This is a genomic window from Enterococcus sp. M-BR2 (genome assembly GCF_056612775.1).
In genome coordinates, this window is record NZ_JBWQXK010000001.1 from 22,412 (window position 1) to 41,987 (window position 19,576).

The window sequence follows — 19,576 nt, forward strand, 5'->3', positions numbered from 1 at the left end:
ACTAAGACGCAAATAATATTGATTTTGGGAGGTTTAAACATTGACGAAGTATGTAAATGAAAAATGGGTGAGTTTAGAAGAAGCAGCAGAATATTTGAGTGTTAAACCCGTTACTTTAAGGGATTGGATACGGAAAGGAAATGGGATACCTGCATTTAAAATTGGAAAAAAATGGGCGTTCAAATGTTCTGAGCTTGATGAGTGGGTAAAAAATGGAAAAAGTTCTATCTGAATATGAGGGAGAGAAATTAGCTATGGATTTAGGGCAAGTTTTTACAAAAAGCAGTGTAGCTGATTATATGGTTTCTTTATTAAGCTTGAGTGAAGACTCATTAATTCTAGATCCATGTTTTGGAGATGGAGTATTCTTGAAGTCTCTGCTAAAGGCAGGTTTTAAGAATGTTGAAGGGTATGAGATTGATTCTAAACTATATAGTAAAAGTAAAAAAAAATTTCAAATCAATCAATTGTATAACAAGGATTTTTTGTTTAATGAAAATCCCACTAAATATGATGGAATTATAATGAATCCTCCTTATATTAGGCAAGAGAAAATAGATGATATGTCGGAATTTGGCATAACTAAAGAGCGGCTAAAAAAAGACAAGTTATTTGGGAAATTGCCAAGTACCGCTAACATGTATATGTACTTTATAGTAAAATCACTATCAATGCTAAAATATGGTGGTGAGATGGTAGTGATTTTTCCTAATAGTTGGTTGACTTCTAAAGTGGGCATTCAATTTGAAAAATTGATGTACGAAAATAGTACCTTGTTAAACGAAATTCATTTATTAGGAGAATTATTTGAAAAGAAAGCTCTTGTGGAAGTTTTAGTTTTGCGCATAAGAAAAGGAAAATATCAGAAGAATGCTATATTTAAGTCATATAAGGTTGTAGAAGATATTTTTGTAGATTTAAAAAAAGATAATCAATCTCTTAATCTAGGATTTGATGTTGAATTCGATAATATAGCTACTGTGCGAAGAGGCATTACTACAGGATATAATAAAATGTATATTAATCCTGGTTTTAGTGACGCTTCTTCCAAAAGGCATCTTCATAAAATAATATCCTCACCCAAATCTGTTAAAGGATATAGCACGGTTAATGCTAATCTAGATGATATTTTTATTCCAGGAACAGATGATTTTTTTTCGGATGAAGAAATTAAATATCTAAATAATTTCAAAACAATAATAATAGAATCTAAAAAGCCTAAGACATTATTGGAAAAAATTAAAAAAAATAATAATAACTGGTTTAAAATAAATTCAATTGATTCTATAGGAATATTGTTCAATTATTTTGTGCGAAAAGATATGAAATTTATTTTAAATGAAAGTGTTCTTGCTCGAGATAATTTCTATATTATTAAACCTAAGATTGATAAATACTTAATGTTTGCTTTATTAAATAACTACTATACCTATTATCAATTGGAAAAAAATGGAAAAACATATGGTGCAGGACTATTGAAGTTACAACGATACGATATTGAAAACTTGATGTTTCCCAATCTGGATGAATTCAATGAGGCGGAAGTTGAACAGTTAATCCTGGCTTCTCGAAATTTATCTAAATATGGGGATGAAAGCGAGATTCAAACAATATCTAAAATAATTTCAAACCATTCAGCTGTAGAATATTCTAGTATTGTAGAGAGTTTAGATCGAATTAAAGAACTTCGATTGAAAGGAGAAAAATAATGAGAACTAAAGTAGTTAGCTTATTTTCAGGAGGAGGAGGCCTTGATTTGGGTTTTCAAAAAGCTGGATACGATATTATTTGGGCAATTGATAATGAGAAAAACGCTGTTGAAACCTATAAAAAAAATTTAGGTGATCATATTATTCTTGGTGATATTAATGAGTTTGACATTAACGAGATACCTAAAGCGGATGTTGTTATTGGAGGTCCACCATGTCAATCATTTTCTCTTGCTGGTAAGCGTAATACTGAAGATGAAAGAGGGCAATTGGTTTGGAGATATATTAGTATCATCAAGCATTTGAAACCAAAAGCCTTTGTATTTGAAAATGTTACGGGATTACTTTCTGCAAAGAATTCCAGTGGAGAAAAAATAGTTGATTTGTTAAAAGACGCATTTAGTCAACTTGATTATAATTTAGAATTGCAAGTTATTAACGCAGCAGATTATGGAATTCCCCAAAGGAGAAAAAGAGTTCTAATTGTTGGTTTGCGAGATGATGAAGTATTTAAGTTTCCCAAACCTACGCATAGTGAGTCTGATGATAATCTACTGCCATATGTTAGCGTTAAAGAAGCTTTAGATGATCTACCTGAATCTACTGAAGGAATAAATGAGGTTGTTGAATATTTGGTTTCTCCTCAAAATGATTTCCAAAGGAAAATGCGTTCTGGTGATACAGTTACAGAACACTTCACTCCAACAATGAGTGAATTGGATAAGTACATTATTTCTCATGTTAAACCGGGAGGAAATTACATGGATATTCCTTCAGATGTTCCTTCGGAGAGAATTAGACGTTTGCAAAGAAATGGTGGACATACAACTTGTTATGGGAGACTTTTGCCGTCAAAGCCATCATATACAATTAATACTTATTTTAATCGTCCAAATGTTGGATGCAATATCCACTATAAAGCGGATCGGCTTATAACTGTTAGAGAAGCTTTGAGACTTCAAACGTTTCCGGATTCATATGAAATTGTTTCGACAAGTAAACAGGGTAGAAACAAAATAGTTGGAAATGCCGTTCCTCCGATGCTTTCAGAGATTATTGCTGTGGAGTTAAAAAAGTATATTTGATTATATATTAAATAAAGAGCACATTAGTGCTCTTTATTGGTATAATTTGCTTATAAACGTTTATGTATTCAGAAGGGAGAAGGAAAATGTCATTTATTAACTATTCGGATGATGAAGTAAAAATTTTCCATCCTATATGTGAAAGAGCTTTGAATTCTGCGTTGAAGAATTTAGGCTTAGATTCAACATATGAGGTAAAACATCATTATCGTTATCAGGGAATTATTCCTGATTTTGTTATTCTAAATAAGAATACTGGAAACATATTAATTGTAATTGAAGTAAAAAGAACGCCAAGTCAAGTTATGAGTACAAGATATCGACTTCAAGCACAGTCTTATATCACTAATGCAGCTTCGCAAACTTTTGAGCAGAAATATTTTGCACTTACGAATTTAGAGAAGACATATTTATTTAAATATAATCCTCAGAATACGTCAGTTATTAATCAAGTTGTAAATCCTAGCCCTATAAATACAGGTAGATTTTCAGATTCACCATTAATATTTGAATCACAACTTGTTGCAGACTACACTCAAATGATTCAAGTCGCTCAGACTGATTCAGGTACTTATCAACTAAGTTATGATGATATTGTCAGGACGCTTTGTGAGTATACTGATGATTTTGAAAACTGGCACAGTGCTATTACTGTCATTGGTTATGAATTAATACGTAGTATTATGCAAAATTACCAACCTAGCGTAGTTAATGTTTGGGGAAATGCTATATCATATCAAAGAAATCCTGTAGTATTGCAAAAGCTAGTTAACACAATAGATTTTCAATCTTTAGGCGATGGGAATATTTTGAATGATGCGAGAAGCCCTTATTGGCAAGCCGAAATATTAAAAAAAGCCTCCACTATTGGAAATAAGACATATAGTGGTGATGAATTTGCTAGTGTGGTCCATGAACTTTTAGTCAAGGGACATGAGGGGGAGGGAATAGTTCCGACTGATATGGAATTAGCTGCTGCGCTTGCGGAACTAGTTTCATCAGAATTCAGTAATCCAAATGAAAAAGTATATTGTGATCCAGCATCTGGAAGTGGAAATTTATTATCTGCAATAATTGATAGAAATCAGAATATCAATCCTTCAAATATTTGGGCAAATGACAGATTAGAATATTTGAAAGACATTTTATCTATTCGTTTTGGATTGAAGTTCCCTAGAATTATTTCACCGTCCAACGCACCTAAGATTACTGATAAAGATATCGTTACTCTATCAAAGAAAGACTTTAGTGGTGTAGATGCTATTGTTATGAATCCGCCTTACGTTTCGGGAGTAAGAGACACTGTCAGAAAAAAAATGTTTTTCGATAAGATAAAATTGTTGTCTGGACGAAAAAAACCAATTACTGATGTTGGACAAATGCCTTTAGAAGGCCCGTTTATTGAGTTGCTATTAAATCTTGTCAAAGATGGAACTGTGATAGGGATTGTTATTCCTGAGCAACACTTATTTGGAAAGGGAAGAGAATCAACAGCTATTCGAGAACTATTATTAACACAATTTGGATTGAAGAAAATCTTTACATATCCTAGAACTGGGTTATTTGAGACCGTTACAAAAGGAACTGTTGTTGTACTAGGTAATAAGGGGCATTCTCCATCAAATGTTGAGATTATTAATAGTTCGCTTCCTATTGAACAAATTGATTTACGTGACTTAGTGCAAGATACTGGAACACCTTTTGGTGTAGACAGAAATTATATAAATGTATCTGATTTAAGTAAAAAAATATCAAGTGGTTGGAAATCTACTATGTATCCATTCTATGATACTTTTTTTTCTAATATATCAAAGAGTATTTCAACGTTAAAAAGGAGCAAATACTTTAGAGGATCTGCCGATAATAGTGGTGAAGGAAAATATCTGTACGTTTCAAAGCAGGGATATTGGAATAGTGTCAAGAGTTTGATTCCACATTCTTGGTTAAAAGAAGGAATACAAAATGTTCAAGATTACCCTGATAATGGACCTTTAGTGCACACCTCCACTACTGTTAAAGCTCTATGTCCGCCAGAGACTGCTTTTGTGTCTGGAACACCTGATAATGTAAAATTATTACAAATATTATCTATTGCAAAACATTATTTAAGTCAACAAAAATCAAGTTCTTCACAACCCAGACAGCAAAAATCACTACAAGAAATAGCCAATATTTTGGAGAATGTAACTAAAAGACTTGTGCCTCCAGGAAGACTATTAATACCACGTGCTCTTAGGAATGATTTTAAAGTATTTGAAACCACAGCTGAGACAGTTGTTAGTACTAATTTTATTGTATTAGAGTTAACTTCGACTGAGAAAGAGGCCTTTTTGTCGTGGCTAATGTCTATTTTTGGTCAAATACAAATAGAGATGCTCTCCAAACCTCAAGAAGGCATGAGAAAAGTTGAAGTTACAGAGATTGGAATGGTTCAATACCCTCTCAACTTTTCTTCAGCCTCAAAACCTTTTATAAATTCTAGTGGTTATCAACGATCTTTTTCTAATTATTTATCATTAAATGAAACCGATGAATATTGGATGCGTGAATTAGGAATAAGTATGAGTGATTATATTGGATTAGTTAACCTAATGTCTAAATTGATTGACTTGAGAAATCCATGAGTAAAAAAAGCTGCCAACATTTAAAGTTGCCAGCTTTTTTGTACCAATACCCATTATTGCTTCCTCAGAAACAACAATGGGTATTGGTACAGTAGCATAATTATACAATCAAATTTAAGGATAATATTAACTTTTAGAACTAATAGCACAGAAGAGCATTCTTATCAAAGTAGTAAAACATATGAATTTAAATCAGAAAATATCATTCACTCATGATACCCAGCTCCGTATCACAAATAATGATATTTTTTAAGAGAAAAAATTATCCCTATCTTAAATAATAGCAATAGGTAGTGGTAGAGAGAAATTTATAAATAACTTTGTTATTTGCTTTGGTAGCCAAGTAAGTTGCAAAAGAAAAATAGATACTGTTAAAAAGATAATGTAGACATAGAAACAAATACGTAAAATTTTAGTTAGAATGATGGCAAGGAGAAAAAACATGATAGATGAAAAAAAGTGTTTAAAAAATCTATTGGAGGATATGGATGATATTGAAGAAAAACTATCTAAATGGACTGGGAAAACAAATATATTTCAGAACCCGTGGTGCTAGTTAATTTTAATATCCTAAAGAATATCTCAAAGTTCCTTCAAAACGTCGTTGTGCTCGACTTAATAGAACACTGTAAGCCAGTAATATGCTTTCAAATCTACTCTCTAGCCCTTTAACAGAACGTGAGTTGAAATTTTGACAACCTAATTTTTCTAAGGAAGAAAAAACAGTCTCAACTGTTTTTCTTTGTTTTCCAAGTAAGCTGTGGTCTAGTTTTTCTGATTTATCCATGTTTTTACGTGGCGGAACGGATATAGTAATGCCCTTAAGGGCAAGCTTTTCATGGATTTTATGGCTAATATATCCTTTGTCCCCTAGGATATTGGGAAGATTCGCTTCTTCCGATAAAGTCTCTAACACTTTCACGTCATGGACACCTGGATTCGTGATTGAGTAAGTAATCGGAAAGCCAGTCTTAGTAACGATCATATGAATTTTAAGACCATAAAAATAAGATTTTTTTGTTGAGTTATAGCCAACTTTGGCTATTTGATTCAATAGTTTTGCTTGTCTATTTCTAACTGGTTTACATAATGGACTAGGAAAACTATCTATAATTCCGACTAGTTCACCTTTGGTGAGCTTCTTGATGAAAAAGTATCGAATAATCTTGATAGTGTAAGCTAAGTTTGAACTTAAGCGAGTGAATCGACTCCTACTAGGAAAGTCACCATTAGGAAATAAGACGGAACAAACCGCTCTATACGTGGCTCTTTGGCTAGTATAGCCATTAATTATGCCCCATATAACACAAGCAATAATCACTGTATCGCGTTGCTTCAGTTGATCAGTATTTCTTCGGTTTTTAATCTTATCTGGTACACAATTGTGGTATATGTTAGAAACAGTTCTCATAATTTCCTTGAATGTTATAAAAGTATCTGTATAATGTTCAGTATATTTTGATGAACGCATATGTAGTCCTCATTTCTTGGGAGTTTTGAGACTACTATATGCGTTTTTTTGTTGATTTACCAACATGTTTAGACATTTTCCTCTAGGAAAAAATTAACTAGCACCACGGGTATTTCAGATACTTAAGCTATCTAAAAATGAAATAAGACATAGTAATTTTTTAGCTTTTTTGTTTGCTCCAAATGAAACCCACAATTTATCTGATGAGTTTTTTAAAATGTTTTTGAAAAGGTATATAGATTCTAATGATGATACCAAAGCTGCTATCAATTATTTTGATGCTTTACTTAATAGCTATGAAGATTTAATTGTCTACAGAGAAAATAAGAATATTGATATTTTATTGGTATCGGAAAAAAATAAAATAGTGGTGTGCATCGAAAATAAAATTCTGTCTTCGGAGTCTGGAGGGCAACTTAATAAATACCAAAGATATATAGAACGCAATTATTCTAACTATAAAAAAATTTTTGTTTTTTTAACTCCAGATGGAAATGAACCCACAAATCCTAGTTGGGGCATAATTACTTACAAGAATATCGTTGAAGAGAGTGTAAAATATTTTGTGTAAATAGAAAAAAGGAAGTCCCTTCTGTAGAATAGAGTTACCACAACACATTCACAGAAAAGAGGACTTCCATATGAACGATTTTACTACAGAAATTCTAAAGACTCTAGCGAACAAAGGCGATTTGAATGAATTATTCCGTGTCCATTTGGAAAAAGCTGTCAATACGCTTCTCAAAACGGAGTTAACGGCTTTCCTCGATTACGAAAAGTACGATCGCATTGGTTTTAACACGGGTAATTCTCGTAACGGCTCCTATGACCGTACAGTCAAGGCCGAGTACGGGGAACTTCATCTCCAGATTCCGCGCGACCGCAACGGCGAGTTCAAGCAACAGACTGTTCCTGCTTATAGACGGACGAATGATACCTTAGAGGAGACCGTCATTCACCTCTTCCGAAAAGGTATTACCATGTCGGAAATCGCAGACTTGATTGAGAAAATGTATGGGCATTACTACACGCCCCAAACTATGTCCAACATGACTAAAGTGCTGACTGAAGAAGTAAATGTATTTAAAGTTAGAACTCTAAATGATAAGTATGTCGCTATTTTCATGGATGCTACTTATATTCCTTTAAAACGGCAAACCGTCTCCAAAGAAGCAATCTATATTGCCATTGGTATACGAGAAGACGGCACTAAAGAAGTACTAAGTTATGCGATTGCACCAACTGAATCTATCACGATTTGGGAAGAGATTTTAATAGACCTCCAGGAACGTGGCGTGAAAAACGTCCTCCTTTTCATCACGGATGGCCTAAAGGGGATGGCAGGGGCCGTGCAGCGGTTATACCCCAAAGCCCGTTTTCAACATTGCTGTGTGCACGTTTCCCGTAATATCAGTCACAAAGTGCGTGTCGATGATCGTAAGGAAGTCTGTGATGATTTTAAAATGGTGTATCAAGCGTCATCTAAAAAGGCGGCATTGGAAGCACGTGGTGCTTTTGCGGAAAAATGGAAAACCAGCTATCCAAAAATGGTGGAATCGATCCTTTCGAACGATTACCTGCTCACTTTCTATGATTTCCCATTAGCCATACGCAAGACTATTTACTCTACGAACTTGATTGAATCCTTTAATAAGCAAATCAAGAAATACAGCCACCGCAAGGAACAGTTCCAAAATGAAGAGTCGATGGAACGTTTCTTAGTCTCGTCTTTTGATACTTACAACCAAAAGTTCCTAGGTCGCAGTCATAAAGGTTTCCAACAGGCCGAAGGCGAACTTGAACAAATGCTGAGTCAACCGATGGAGAATTAGAAACAATCTACAGTAGGGAAGAACCATTTACACAAAATTATTGACGCTCCCAAAAGCATTGTTTTTAGCAGTTTAATATTATTCTTTTTCAATTAGACTGACTTGATTTAGTTACGGAATAGATACTTTAATGTGTTGAAGAAGCAACGTCCCGTGTTTATTTACTAAAGCATCCAATATTCTACCAAATATTTAATATTCACATTAGCCCTAAAATAATTGTCATACCATGTTACATTTGATATAACAGCGTTCATTTTAAAAATAGCTGTTAGTGTGACAAAACATTAAACCAAGTGTGACAAAAAACGTGATGAAAGCTTTCCGGAAACGTATGTGAACAAGTATATAATGATTTTGTCAGGAGGATAGTCAAAATGAATAAACGAATTCGTGAAATACTCAAACTGATTATTAAAAACCCTGAAATGAAACTTTCCACTTTAACAAGTGAACTTGATTTGACACGTCGTCAAATCAATTACGCGATCAATCAATTTAATGAAGAATTGAAAACAAAGAACATTCCGTTAATTCAGAGAAGTCATTCTGGAAATATTACGGTACCAGTCGAGGTTATCCAAATGATATCACAGCCTGATTACGACATAGGTGATGATCAGGAACTTGTCGTTCTCACTGATAGTGAAAGACAAGCATTGATAGTGATGACTCTGATCGCTAATATCGATTACATCAGTCTGGATCATTTGGTAGATGCGGTTGATGTTAGTAAGACGACTGTTATGGAAGATATCAAACGAACGGAACCGTTCATCAGAAATTATAGTCTGACAATTCGATATAATCGGATGAATGGTTACCAATTGGTTGGTTCGGAACACCGTATCTTACAGCTGTTATCGGATCTAGTAAAACGGTTTCCGATTTTTCGCCGAGAAATGATTCGCAGAAAATTGGCACAAGATGTTTCTGAAGAAGAAATCGTCCATTTGATCCATAATATGGAACAAATGTTGCATCTTAGTTATTCTGATGAGTCGGTAGACTATTTGCAGACATCAGCGAGATTTTTAGTAAGCCGTGGGATCAAGATGTCAGATAAGCACGCGTTTTTTCCCGATGATGTGACGGATACTCCTGAATTCCGAATGCTGATGATCTTGGTACATGAAAAAGGTTGGAGTCTATCCAAAAGTTATATGGAGTGGTTCACGTTATTATTTTTAACTTCCAATATTTTTGAGAGCAAAACTACTCAAAATTATGATTCGGATCAAGAATTGCGAAAATTGATCAGCCAAATGGTTGAAAATTTCCAAAATCAAACGTTGATTTTGATCGATGACCGAGAAGACTTTGAACGTAGGATACTGAGTCATCTGCGTCCAGCCTGTTTTCGAATACGCTATAACTTGAGTTTAGGAGTTTATTCAATAGATAGTCTGATCAAGGATAGTAATCATGCGATTTTGATTGATTTGATGAAAGAATTGATTATTCCTATTGAGAATTGGCTAAATAAGGCCTTTCCAAATGATGAATTAGATCTTTTATCCTATTACTTTGGCTATCAATTAAGTAATCATAATAAATTGAATAAGCAACGACAAAGGGCTGTAGTTGTTTGTACTAATGGTGTCATGGTCTCAAAGTTAGTACGAGCCAATATGGAAAAACTTTTTCCAGAGATCCATTTTTTAGCTTCCCTATCTGTGCGTGATTTCTACAAATTTGAAGCTGATTATGATCTGGTCTTTACTACGACGCCACTAAAAAGCTCTATGCTGCAGTTTATGATCGAGCCAATCATGACATATCAGCAACAAATCAGTTTACGATATCGAGTTTTGAGTGATTTAGGAATTACTAAGGTTGATCGAGCAATGGATGAATTGTTAACAATCATTAGGAAATATGCAAATATCACCAATCCAGTTTCGTTGCGAGAAGAACTGCAGTACTTTTTGATCAAGGAAGATGGAAGCACGCCGCTGGACAACTTCAAGGTATTGCCTTCATTGACTTATTACTTGCGGCCGAGTTATGTACAAATCGTTGAAGAAGAGATGTCTTGGGAACGAGCAGTGGAGGTGGCTTGCCGACCGTTATTGGAACATCAAATCATTGACTCGCGTTTTATCGCTGATTGCTTGGATCAAATCAGACAACCGGGATATGCAGGTTACTTGGGAATGAAGACTTGCATTCCCCATACAACGGTCGATAAAGGTGTAATCAGTGACGGTGTCAGCATTTTAGTTTGTAAAAAGCCGATACGATTTCCTAATGGTGAAGATGTCAGCTTGATTTTGCCGCTTTCATTTTTTGATTTAACGAAGCATCTGCGAGCCATCAATCAAATCGCTGATATCGCCAAAGATGATTCATTGATTGAGCAGTTATTGATTGCTGATGACGAAAAGACAGTTTATCAACTATTAAGACAAAGATCTTAAGGAGGAAAACATGAGACTAGCAGATTATCCTAAATTGACAGTGATCATGCGTGGTTATACTTTTGATCAGGCAGATGCTATTTTACAAGCAATGCAGGAATTTGACCATCAATTTGCCGTAGAGATGACAATGAACACAAAAGGAGCTCTTGAAAATATACATGAACTAAATCAACGTTATGGTGACACGACTTATATCGGCGCTGGGACGGTAAGGACATTAGAACAAGCCCAAGCCTGCTATGAGGCTGGTGCAAAATTTTTATTAGGACCACATATGTTCACAAAAGAAATGTTGTCTTACGCCAATAAGAAAGGATTATTGGCGGTACCTGCCGCAATGACTCCTTCAGAAGTCGACCGTATGTTTAAAGAAGGAGCTGATATTGTAAAAGTATTTCCTGCAGCGGTTGTTACTCCGCGTTTTTTCAAGGATATTCAAGCACCTTTAGGTAAGTTACCACTAATGGGGGTTGGTGGAATCAGTAAGGAGAATGCGAAAGAGTTTTTTGAACAAGGTGCTAGCTATTTGGGTCTTGGTTCCGGTATGTTCAACAAGCAAGACATCGAAGAGCTAAATGTTAAAAACTTAGCACGTTCGATGAAAGAATTAATTGAGGTTATTAAATAGGAGTGAGGACTTTGGAACTTTATTTGAATGAGGAACTCGTTTTTCGAAATGTTCAAGCAAAAACAGATAGTGAAGTCTTAGCGTTTTTGGCAAGCGAGATGTACAAAAAAAACTACGTGAAGGAGGAATACATTCAAGCAATCCAAGAACGGGAAAAAGAATACCCTACTGGATTACCATCAACACCACCAGGAATCGCAATTCCCCATGCAAACTATGAAATGGTCAATAAAACAACTTTAGCAATTGCGACTCTTAAAGATCCGGTCCTATTTCATAATATGGAAAATAACAATGAGCAGTTACCAATCCAAATTGTGATCATGATGGCGATTGGGGAACCACATGGGCAAGTTGAAATGTTACAAAAAATTGTTGGAATCATACAAGATGAGCCACTGCGGCAAGAAATGATCAGAGCAAGCAATGATACTGAATTATTAGAACTATTAAAGAAAGCGGTTTTTTAATATAAGGAGGAAATCATAATGAAACGAATTTTAGTAGCATGCGGAAATGGTATCGCCACTTCAACAGTAGTAGCAACAAAAGTTAGAGAGTATTTGCAACAACATGGCATTGATGTTTCAACGACTCAAACAAAATTGATGGAAGTTCCAGGAAAAGTTCAAGACTATGATCTATTGGTGACGACTGGTCAATTTGATGGTCAAACAGGTGGTGTACCAGTAATCAAAGGGATGCCGATTTTAACAGGTATCGGTGCCGATCAGACAATGGAAGAGATTTTGAACTTACTGAAATAATAGCTGATCAAAGGAGCTGAAAAAATGAAAATCATTATGAACGTCTTTAACTTCTTTATTGATGCTGGACCAACAGTTATGTTGCCAGTCATCATCACGATTATTGGTTTGATTTTTGGGTTAAAGATTTCTCGTGCTTTTAAATCAGGTTTGACATTAGGTATCGGTTTTGCCGGGATCAAGTTGATATTGGACTTTATGACGACCAATGTTGGACCAGCTGCCAAGGCGATGGTTGATCGAACTGGTGTTAAACTAGATGCTTTGGATGTTGGCTGGGGTTCGATTGCGGCTGTTACTTGGGCATCGCCAATCATTCCAATCTTGATTTTTGCCATTCTATTGGTCAATATCGTTTTGCTGATTTTGAAACGTACACATACGCTGGATGTTGATATCTGGAACTATCACCATATGGCAATCGTTGGTGTTATGGTGTATTTTGTGACTAAGAATGTCTTCTTAGGTGTAGGTTCATCAGTAGTGATGGCAATTGCGACTTTTAAGATTTCAGACTGGTCGCAACCGATGGTAGAAAGTTTCTTCGGAATCCCTGGTGTTTCTTTACCAACTGTTTCTGCGCTTTCATCACTGGTTATTGCTTGGCCGTTAAATTGGCTGCTGGATCGTATCCCGTTATTCAGAAAATCAAAATTCACCATCAAAGATGCACAAAAATATTTGGGATTTTTTGGTGATTCTATGATCATGGGGTTAGTTATCGGGATGGTGATTGGTGTTTTAGCCGGCTATGATATCAAAGCGGTTTTACAATTAGGTGTCAGCATGTCAGCTGTTTTGGTTTTGATTCCTAAGATGACTTCATTATTTATGGAAGGATTGATGCCAATTTCAGATGCTGCACAAAAATGGTCACAAAAAAAATTCAAAGGTACACGTTTATTTATCGGATTGGATGCTGCAGTTGTTGTAGGTAATCCAGATGTTATCACAACAGCATTGATCATTATTCCACTAACGATTGCATTAGCTTTAGTATTGCCAGGAAACCGTGTGTTACCATTTGCAGATTTAGCGGTTGTTCCTTTCCGCGTGGCAATGGTCGTTGCCTTGACTCGTGGTAATTTATTAAAAAATATCATTATTGGCTTAGTTGTGACAGCTTCATTGCTATGGTGTGGGTCAGCTACTGCGCCAATGCTGACAGCAATTGCCAAATCGGTTGGTATTAACTTAGGAACTTCTTCAATGTTAATCTCATCATTTGCTGCGACTTCCATGATCCAAAGTTATTTGGTATTTATCGCATTTGCTTACAAACCAATCATCGGTATTCCAGTGTTGTTATTAGCCTTTGCGGGCGCATGGTATTACTTCGATGGTATCAAAAAAGTTAATCATGAAATGGATGAACCATTGAAGGCACAATAGTAGGAGGGTTTAAATTGAAAATTTCAGATGTCACAGTGTATAAAGTAAAACCAAGATGGATTTTTGTTAAGATCTCGACTGACGAAGGAATCGAAGGCTGGGGAGAAATGATCTCAGGAACTAAAACAGAAACGGTTGTTGCTGGAGCTTATGAGATAGGAAACCGGCTGATTGGACGTAATCCGTTTGAAATCGAGCGCCTCTTCCAAGAAATGCATCGATCTTTCTTCCGAGGCGGTCCTATTAATGGAACCATCGTTTCGGGTTTAGAAATGGCTCTGTGGGATATCAAAGGAAAAGCGTTTAATGTTCCGGTTTATGAATTATTGGGTGGTGCAGCACGTGATAAAATCAAGGTTTATTCTTGGATTGGTGGAGATCGACCAAGTGAAGTTGCAGAACAAGCACAAGATCGGTTTGATCGGGGCTTTACGGCCGTCAAGATGAACGCGACAGAAGAGCTGCATTATATCGATTCCTACCAAAAAGTTGATGAAGTGGTGGAACGAGTTGCGTCTATTCGCGAACGTTTTGGTGATGCAATGGATATTGGTGTTGATTTTCATGGACGGGTCCATAAACCGATGGCAAAAGTGCTAGCAAAAGCTTTGGAGCCATTCCATCCAATGTTTTTGGAAGAAGTCGTTTTACCTGAAAATGAAGAACACTTTAAAGAAGTAGCTGATTCTGTGGCTGTACCATTAGCTACTGGTGAACGCTTGTACACTCGTTGGCAATTCAAGAACCTCTTTAAACAAGGTACTGTTGATATTATCCAACCAGATGTGGCTCTTTGTGGGGGAATCTTGGAAACCCGTAAAATCGCAGCGATGGCGGAAGCTTACGACATGGCTGTTGCGCCTCATGCGCCATATGGTCCTGTTGCACTAGCAGCAACTCTGCAAGTAGACTCATGTACGCCAAACGTCTTTATCCAAGAACAAAGCTTAGGGATCCACTATAACAAAGGTTTTGATCTGTTAGATTTTGTGAAGAACAAAGAAGTTTTCCAATATAAAGACGGCTACGTAGATCTACCTTCAAAACCAGGTCTGGGCTTGGAAATGGATGAAGACAAAATCAAAGAAATTGCACAAGAAGGTTTGATTTGGACCAATCCGCAATGGAAAAATTATGACGGTACGATCGCTGAGTGGTGATAAATGAAAATAAAGGATGATGAAAGATGGCAGAAGCACTTATGATCACAGTTTTTTTAGGACTGCTGATTATTTTGCAAATAATCGATCAAAAGAAAATTATCGTGTTTGCTCAGAGTAGTCCTGTAAGGAAGAGTTTGAGTATTTTACTGACAGTCGCCATCCTGTTGATTTTCTGGCCGGAACATCTGACTGATCAGATCAAACTGGTTGCTTTTGCTTCTGTCATTTTGATCAATGGTTTTTTGAAGGAGGGTCTAGCAAAAGATTCTGTTGTTAGATTTGGAGTATTGAACGGTAACTTTAATCGATATCCTCAAGTCCAAGTAGAAAAACTAGGTGACGATAAATCATTTATTTCATTTTACAAAAGCAAGAATAATTCTTTTTCAATGATTTTTGATAAAGATCAAACTGAAATGATGGATGTCTTTCAAGAACTTGATATCCATTCCAAAATTACTTTAGATCAAAGTTCGGAAGAAAAAAGAGCAGTTGTAAAAAAAGATAATGAATGATTCTACTACCGAAATTATGATTTCTTTATCACGAATAATGAAACTTGTTTTAATGAATCATATTGATTGAAGTATACAATGTATATTAAGTTTTGGAAAGAAATATATTGGTACAAGATATAGCAGGAATCGATTACTCGATCCCTGCTTTTTTTAACTTTCTTTGCAGCAAAAAAAGCTCGTAATCTAAGAGATGATGGATAGTTTTTAGAATATATAACCCGTGGTGCTAGTTAATTTTAATATCCTAAAGAATATCTCAAAGTTCCTTCAAAACGTCGTTGTGCTCGACTTAATAGAACACTGTAAGCCAGTAATATGATTTCAAATCTACTCTCTAGCCCTTTAACAGAACGTGAGTTGAAATTTTGACAACCTAATTTTTCTAAGGAAGAAAAAACAGTCTCAACTGTTTTCTTTGTTTTCCAAGTAAGCTGTGGTCTAGTTTTTCTGATTTATCCATGTTTTTACGTGGCGGAACGGATATAGTAATGCCCTTAAGGGCAAGCTTTTCATGGATTTTATGGCTGATATATCCTTTGTCCCCTAGGATATTGGGAAGATTCGCTTCTTCCGATAAAGTCTCTAACACTTTCACGTCATGGACACCTGGATTCGTGATTGAGTAAGTAATCGGAAAGCCAGTCTTAGTAACGATCATATGAATTTTAAGACCATAAAAATAAGATTTTTTTGTTGAGTTATAGCCAACTTTGGCTATTTGATTCAATAGTTTTGCTTGTCTATTTCTAACTGGTTTACATAATGGACTAGGAAAACTATCTATAATTCCGACTAGTTCACCTTTGGTGAGCTTCTTGATGAAAAAGTATCGAATAATCTTGATAGTGTAAGCTAAGTTTGAACTTAAGCGAGTGAATCGACTCCTACTAGGAAAGTCACCATTAGGAAATAAGACGGAACAAACCGCTCTATACGTGGCTCTTTGGCTAGTATAGCCATTAATTATGCCCCATATAATACAAGCAATAATCACTGTATCGCGTTGCTTCAGTTGATCAGTATTTCTTCGGTTTTTAATCTTATCTGGTACACAATTGTGGTATATGTTAGAAACAGTTCTCATAATTTCCTTGAATGTTATAAAAGTATCTGTATAATGTTCAGTATATTTTGATGAACGCATATGTAGTCCTCATTTCTTGGGAGTTTTGAGACTACTATATGCGTTTTTTTGTTGATTTACCAACATGTTTAGACATTTTCCTCTAGGAAAAAATTAACTAGCACCAGGGGTTTATTTTAGTTTTTCTTGGAAATAAAAACAGCGAAAATCCGAACATTTTCACCTCTCTCACTTTATAACTTTTACAAAATAGTACTTCTCATAAAAAGCGCTCTAGTTAAAGAAAATAAGAGAAAAATCAAAAAAAACAAAAGTTTCTTTTACACTTGTTTCTATATTCGTTACAATGGTTAGGGGAAGTTTTTCAAAAGGTTAAGAAAAGTTTACGGGGGTTTTTGAAATCAAAAAGTAGTAGGGGACGATAAAATGAAACATACACACAAAATCATATTGGCTGTCACTTCTGTATGCACTGTTATTATTCTAGGTGTAAGTATCTTTTTTGTTACACAAGCAGCAACAAACAATAAATTAGAAAACACTAGTCAAACAACTCAACACTCAAGCAGCAGCTCAAAACCTGTTGAAGATAAACAAACGACGAAACAGCTTGATCAAGCAAAACAGCTTGCTGCAAGTTATCATTATGATGAAGCCATCGCCTTACTTGAAAAAGACGACGCCAAAGAAGCGCAACAATTGTTAGCAACTTTGAAAAAAGAAAAAGAATCCTTGGTAAAATGGGAAGACCCGACCAAAATCTCACACGTCTTCTTTCATAGTCTGATCGTTGATCCAGCTAAGGCTTTTCATACCCAGCAAGCACAAGGGTATAAAGATTATATGGTCACTATTTCCGAATTCAATAAAACCATTGATCAGTTATATAAAAATAACTATGTTCTTGTTAATCTAAATGGATTAGTCAAAAAAGGAACAGATGGAAAACTGACCTTTACAGGTGTTTCTCTTCCAGAAGGAAAGAAACCGTTAATTCTTTCGCAAGACGATGTCAGCTATTATGAATACATGGACAATTCAGGATTTCCAAGTAAGTTGATTGTCGATAAACAGAACCAAATCAAGAATATTTATATCGACAATAAGAAGGAAACTGTTGGTGACTATGATATGGTTCCATTGATCGATTCATTCATTAAAAAACATCCCGATTTTTCTTATCAAGGCGCCAAAGGAACATTAGCTTTAACAGGCTATAATGGTGTATTAGGTTACCGTACATCAAAATCAGAATATGGTGATAACGAAAAAACAAACAAAGAAATCGAAGCAGCCAAAAAAGTTGCTGATCAATTAAAGAAAGATGGTTGGAGTTTTGCTTCTCATACTTGGGGACACTTGAATATGACACAAGCTTCTTTAGCCGATATCCAACAAGATAATGAACGTTGGCAAAATGAAGTTGCACCTATTTTAGGCAAAACAAATATTTTGATCTACCCATTTGGCGCTGACATCAGCGATTGGCAACCTTATTCTGAAGCAAATCAAAAATTTGCTTACTTGAAACAACAAGGATTTGATATCTTCTGCAATGTCGATGCCTCAACTCCTGCATGGGGACAACTAGGAACTGACTACTACCGTAACGCCAGAATCAATATTGACGGTATCCGTTTTGAAGCTGACCTAAAAGGAGAAAATCCAATACTTGATCAATTTATCAACGTCAAAGAAGTGTATGACCAAAAAGATCGAGGATAGAGGTTGTGAAAGAAGCGTCCAGCTCCGCCGACAATAAGAATGAATTTTTCTAAACAGCTTCTCATGTTTTGAAAAATCCAGACTTATTTCAAGGAGTTGGGCTTTGAACACCGTGAATAAAGGTTGTAAAAAGAGCGTTTTGACTTATTGTTGAAGGTCAGCTCTTTGAACACCGCGTGTTAGGTTGTGAAAAGGCTGGTCTGCATCAAGCAATAAGAATGAACAGAGAAAAACAGCTTCTTGAATACCGCAGATAGGTTGTAAAAAAACCGTTTTGACCTGACGATAACCAGTAAAACAGAGGTGAGACCATTGCTAAAAGTAGCAGTGGTCTCATCTCTTTTTTTGCACAAGTCATATTTGATTGTTTCGTTATTTTAATCAGGATAAAGTTCTTTTTTTTCATGCTAAAGAGTGATTCTTTCTTCTCGATTTTCACTTTCTTCGTTTAACTTTTGGTAAATACTTCTGTCAGAAAAAGCTCTAGGTAGACACACGAAAGCAGATAAAAAGCCTAACTTTTGCAACAGTTTATGCTGTCGTTCAAAGTTAGGCTTCTACAGTTTATAAATAGCCCTTTCTATCCATGAATCACATCAAGTAATGTCTGGAATAAGATTGCACTAGAAGCTGCTCCTGGATCAATGTGTCCAATCGCCCGCTCCCCTAAATAAGAAGCACGTCCTTTTTTTTCGACCAAATTTTTAGTATGTTCTTTGGCATTTTCGATGACGTCTGCGGTTAGCTGATTGTTTTTTAATGCTTCCGTAACAGGCAACCAAACATCTAGCATTGTTTTATCCTCTGCTTCAGCTTTTCCTCTTGCTTGTATCCCATTTGTACCTTCTTCGATGATTTTCCCTAATTGCTCTTGTGAATTGATGACGTCAACATCCTTTGTCGCTTTCATCATGCTCATGAATGCTGAACCATATAGCGGACCTGAAGCTCCTCCAACTTTGGAGATCATTGCCATCGAAAGAACTTTAAAGGTATCACTGATTGTTGTCGGTTCCTCTTTCTTAAAGGCGTCTTCAAATGCGGAAACACCTCGCCCCATATTATTTCCATGGTCACCGTCACCGATCGGCGTATCTAGATCACTAAGATAACTTTTGTGGTTCTGTTGCAAAGTTTTCCAAAAAATCTATTTTA

17 protein-coding genes are annotated in these 19,576 nt (G+C 35.6%); 14 read left to right on the forward strand and 3 right to left on the reverse strand.

All coding sequences use genetic code 11. The annotated features are described in order from the left end of the window. Positions 1 to 40: 40 nt before the first annotated feature. From AC1F25_RS12475 to AC1F25_RS12490, 4 genes are all read left to right on the forward strand, one after another. Positions 41 to 232 (forward strand): helix-turn-helix domain-containing protein, encoded by a 192-nt coding sequence (locus tag AC1F25_RS12475; RefSeq protein ID WP_010829815.1) that lies wholly within the window; start codon positions 41 to 43, stop codon positions 230 to 232. Continuing rightward, on the forward strand, positions 213 to 1,709 hold the full coding sequence (locus tag AC1F25_RS12480) for an Eco57I restriction-modification methylase domain-containing protein (protein WP_010829814.1): 1,497 nt from the start codon (positions 213 to 215) through the stop codon (positions 1,707 to 1,709). The genes AC1F25_RS12475 and AC1F25_RS12480 overlap by 20 nt, the downstream gene beginning before the upstream one ends. Then, positions 1,709 to 2,794, forward strand: coding sequence for a DNA cytosine methyltransferase (locus AC1F25_RS12485; protein WP_010829813.1), 1,086 nt, complete (start codon positions 1,709 to 1,711; stop codon positions 2,792 to 2,794). The genes AC1F25_RS12480 and AC1F25_RS12485 overlap by 1 nt, the downstream gene beginning before the upstream one ends. An 86-nt stretch (positions 2,795 to 2,880) precedes the next feature. Beyond that, positions 2,881 to 5,418, forward strand: a complete 2,538-nt coding sequence (locus tag AC1F25_RS12490) for a BpuSI family type II restriction endonuclease (protein ID WP_010829812.1) — start codon at positions 2,881 to 2,883, stop codon at positions 5,416 to 5,418. A gap of 562 nt (positions 5,419 to 5,980) precedes the next feature. Here AC1F25_RS12490 and AC1F25_RS12495 read toward each other — a convergent pair. Beyond that, a complete protein-coding gene (locus tag AC1F25_RS12495) occupies positions 5,981 to 6,889 on the reverse strand; it encodes an IS982-like element ISEfm1 family transposase (RefSeq protein WP_002295743.1) in 909 nt (302 codons plus the stop codon). A 118-nt stretch (positions 6,890 to 7,007) separates the two neighbouring features. On the opposite strand from AC1F25_RS12495, the gene AC1F25_RS12500 reads away from it, so the two are divergent. The 9 genes from AC1F25_RS12500 (at position 7,008) to AC1F25_RS12540 (ending at position 15,609) form a co-directional block, all read left to right on the forward strand. Continuing rightward, positions 7,008 to 7,460, forward strand: a complete 453-nt coding sequence (locus tag AC1F25_RS12500) for a PDDEXK-like family protein (protein WP_080113992.1) — start codon at positions 7,008 to 7,010, stop codon at positions 7,458 to 7,460. Positions 7,461 to 7,530: 70 nt separating this feature from the next. Next, positions 7,531 to 8,721, forward strand: a complete 1,191-nt coding sequence (locus AC1F25_RS12505; protein ID WP_010829811.1) for an IS256 family transposase — start codon at positions 7,531 to 7,533, stop codon at positions 8,719 to 8,721. Positions 8,722 to 9,098: 377 nt separating this feature from the next. Then, positions 9,099 to 11,141 (forward strand): BglG family transcription antiterminator, encoded by a 2,043-nt coding sequence (locus AC1F25_RS12510; protein WP_010829810.1) that lies wholly within the window; start codon positions 9,099 to 9,101, stop codon positions 11,139 to 11,141. Between the two features lie 10 nt (positions 11,142 to 11,151). Beyond that, positions 11,152 to 11,772, forward strand: coding sequence for a bifunctional 4-hydroxy-2-oxoglutarate aldolase/2-dehydro-3-deoxy-phosphogluconate aldolase (locus tag AC1F25_RS12515; RefSeq protein WP_002331202.1), 621 nt, complete (start codon positions 11,152 to 11,154; stop codon positions 11,770 to 11,772). A gap of 11 nt (positions 11,773 to 11,783) precedes the next feature. Further along, entirely contained in the window at positions 11,784 to 12,242 is a 459-nt protein-coding gene (locus AC1F25_RS12520; RefSeq protein ID WP_010829809.1) for a PTS sugar transporter subunit IIA, read from the forward strand. Positions 12,243 to 12,260: 18 nt separating this feature from the next. Beyond that, positions 12,261 to 12,539 (forward strand): PTS sugar transporter subunit IIB, encoded by a 279-nt coding sequence (locus AC1F25_RS12525; protein WP_002331203.1) that lies wholly within the window; start codon positions 12,261 to 12,263, stop codon positions 12,537 to 12,539. Between the two features lie 24 nt (positions 12,540 to 12,563). Beyond that, complete coding sequence (locus AC1F25_RS12530; protein ID WP_010829808.1) at positions 12,564 to 13,931, forward strand: PTS galactitol transporter subunit IIC; 1,368 nt, start codon at positions 12,564 to 12,566, stop codon at positions 13,929 to 13,931. 14 nt (positions 13,932 to 13,945) lie between these two features. Next, complete coding sequence (gene dgoD, locus AC1F25_RS12535; RefSeq protein ID WP_002331205.1) at positions 13,946 to 15,091, forward strand: galactonate dehydratase; 1,146 nt, start codon at positions 13,946 to 13,948, stop codon at positions 15,089 to 15,091. Between the two features lie 26 nt (positions 15,092 to 15,117). Beyond that, positions 15,118 to 15,609, forward strand: coding sequence for a hypothetical protein (locus AC1F25_RS12540; protein ID WP_002331206.1), 492 nt, complete (start codon positions 15,118 to 15,120; stop codon positions 15,607 to 15,609). A gap of 239 nt (positions 15,610 to 15,848) precedes the next feature. Here the strand turns inward: AC1F25_RS12540 and AC1F25_RS12545 are convergent. Continuing rightward, positions 15,849 to 16,756, reverse strand: a protein-coding gene (locus tag AC1F25_RS12545; protein ID WP_154081002.1) for an IS982-like element ISEfm1 family transposase whose coding sequence is annotated in 2 segments (ribosomal slippage) — positions 15,849 to 16,027 and positions 16,027 to 16,756 — 909 coding nt in all. Because the reading frame shifts where the segments join, the coding sequence is not laid out codon by codon here. Between the two features lie 366 nt (positions 16,757 to 17,122). On the opposite strand from AC1F25_RS12545, the gene AC1F25_RS12550 reads away from it, so the two are divergent. Beyond that, positions 17,123 to 18,421 (forward strand): polysaccharide deacetylase family protein, encoded by a 1,299-nt coding sequence (locus AC1F25_RS12550; RefSeq protein WP_002290399.1) that lies wholly within the window; start codon positions 17,123 to 17,125, stop codon positions 18,419 to 18,421. A gap of 580 nt (positions 18,422 to 19,001) precedes the next feature. On the opposite strand, the gene dhaL is transcribed toward AC1F25_RS12550, so the two are convergent. Next, complete coding sequence (dhaL, locus tag AC1F25_RS12555; protein ID WP_010829806.1) at positions 19,002 to 19,553, reverse strand: dihydroxyacetone kinase subunit DhaL; 552 nt, start codon at positions 19,551 to 19,553, stop codon at positions 19,002 to 19,004. Positions 19,554 to 19,576 lie beyond the last annotated feature (23 nt).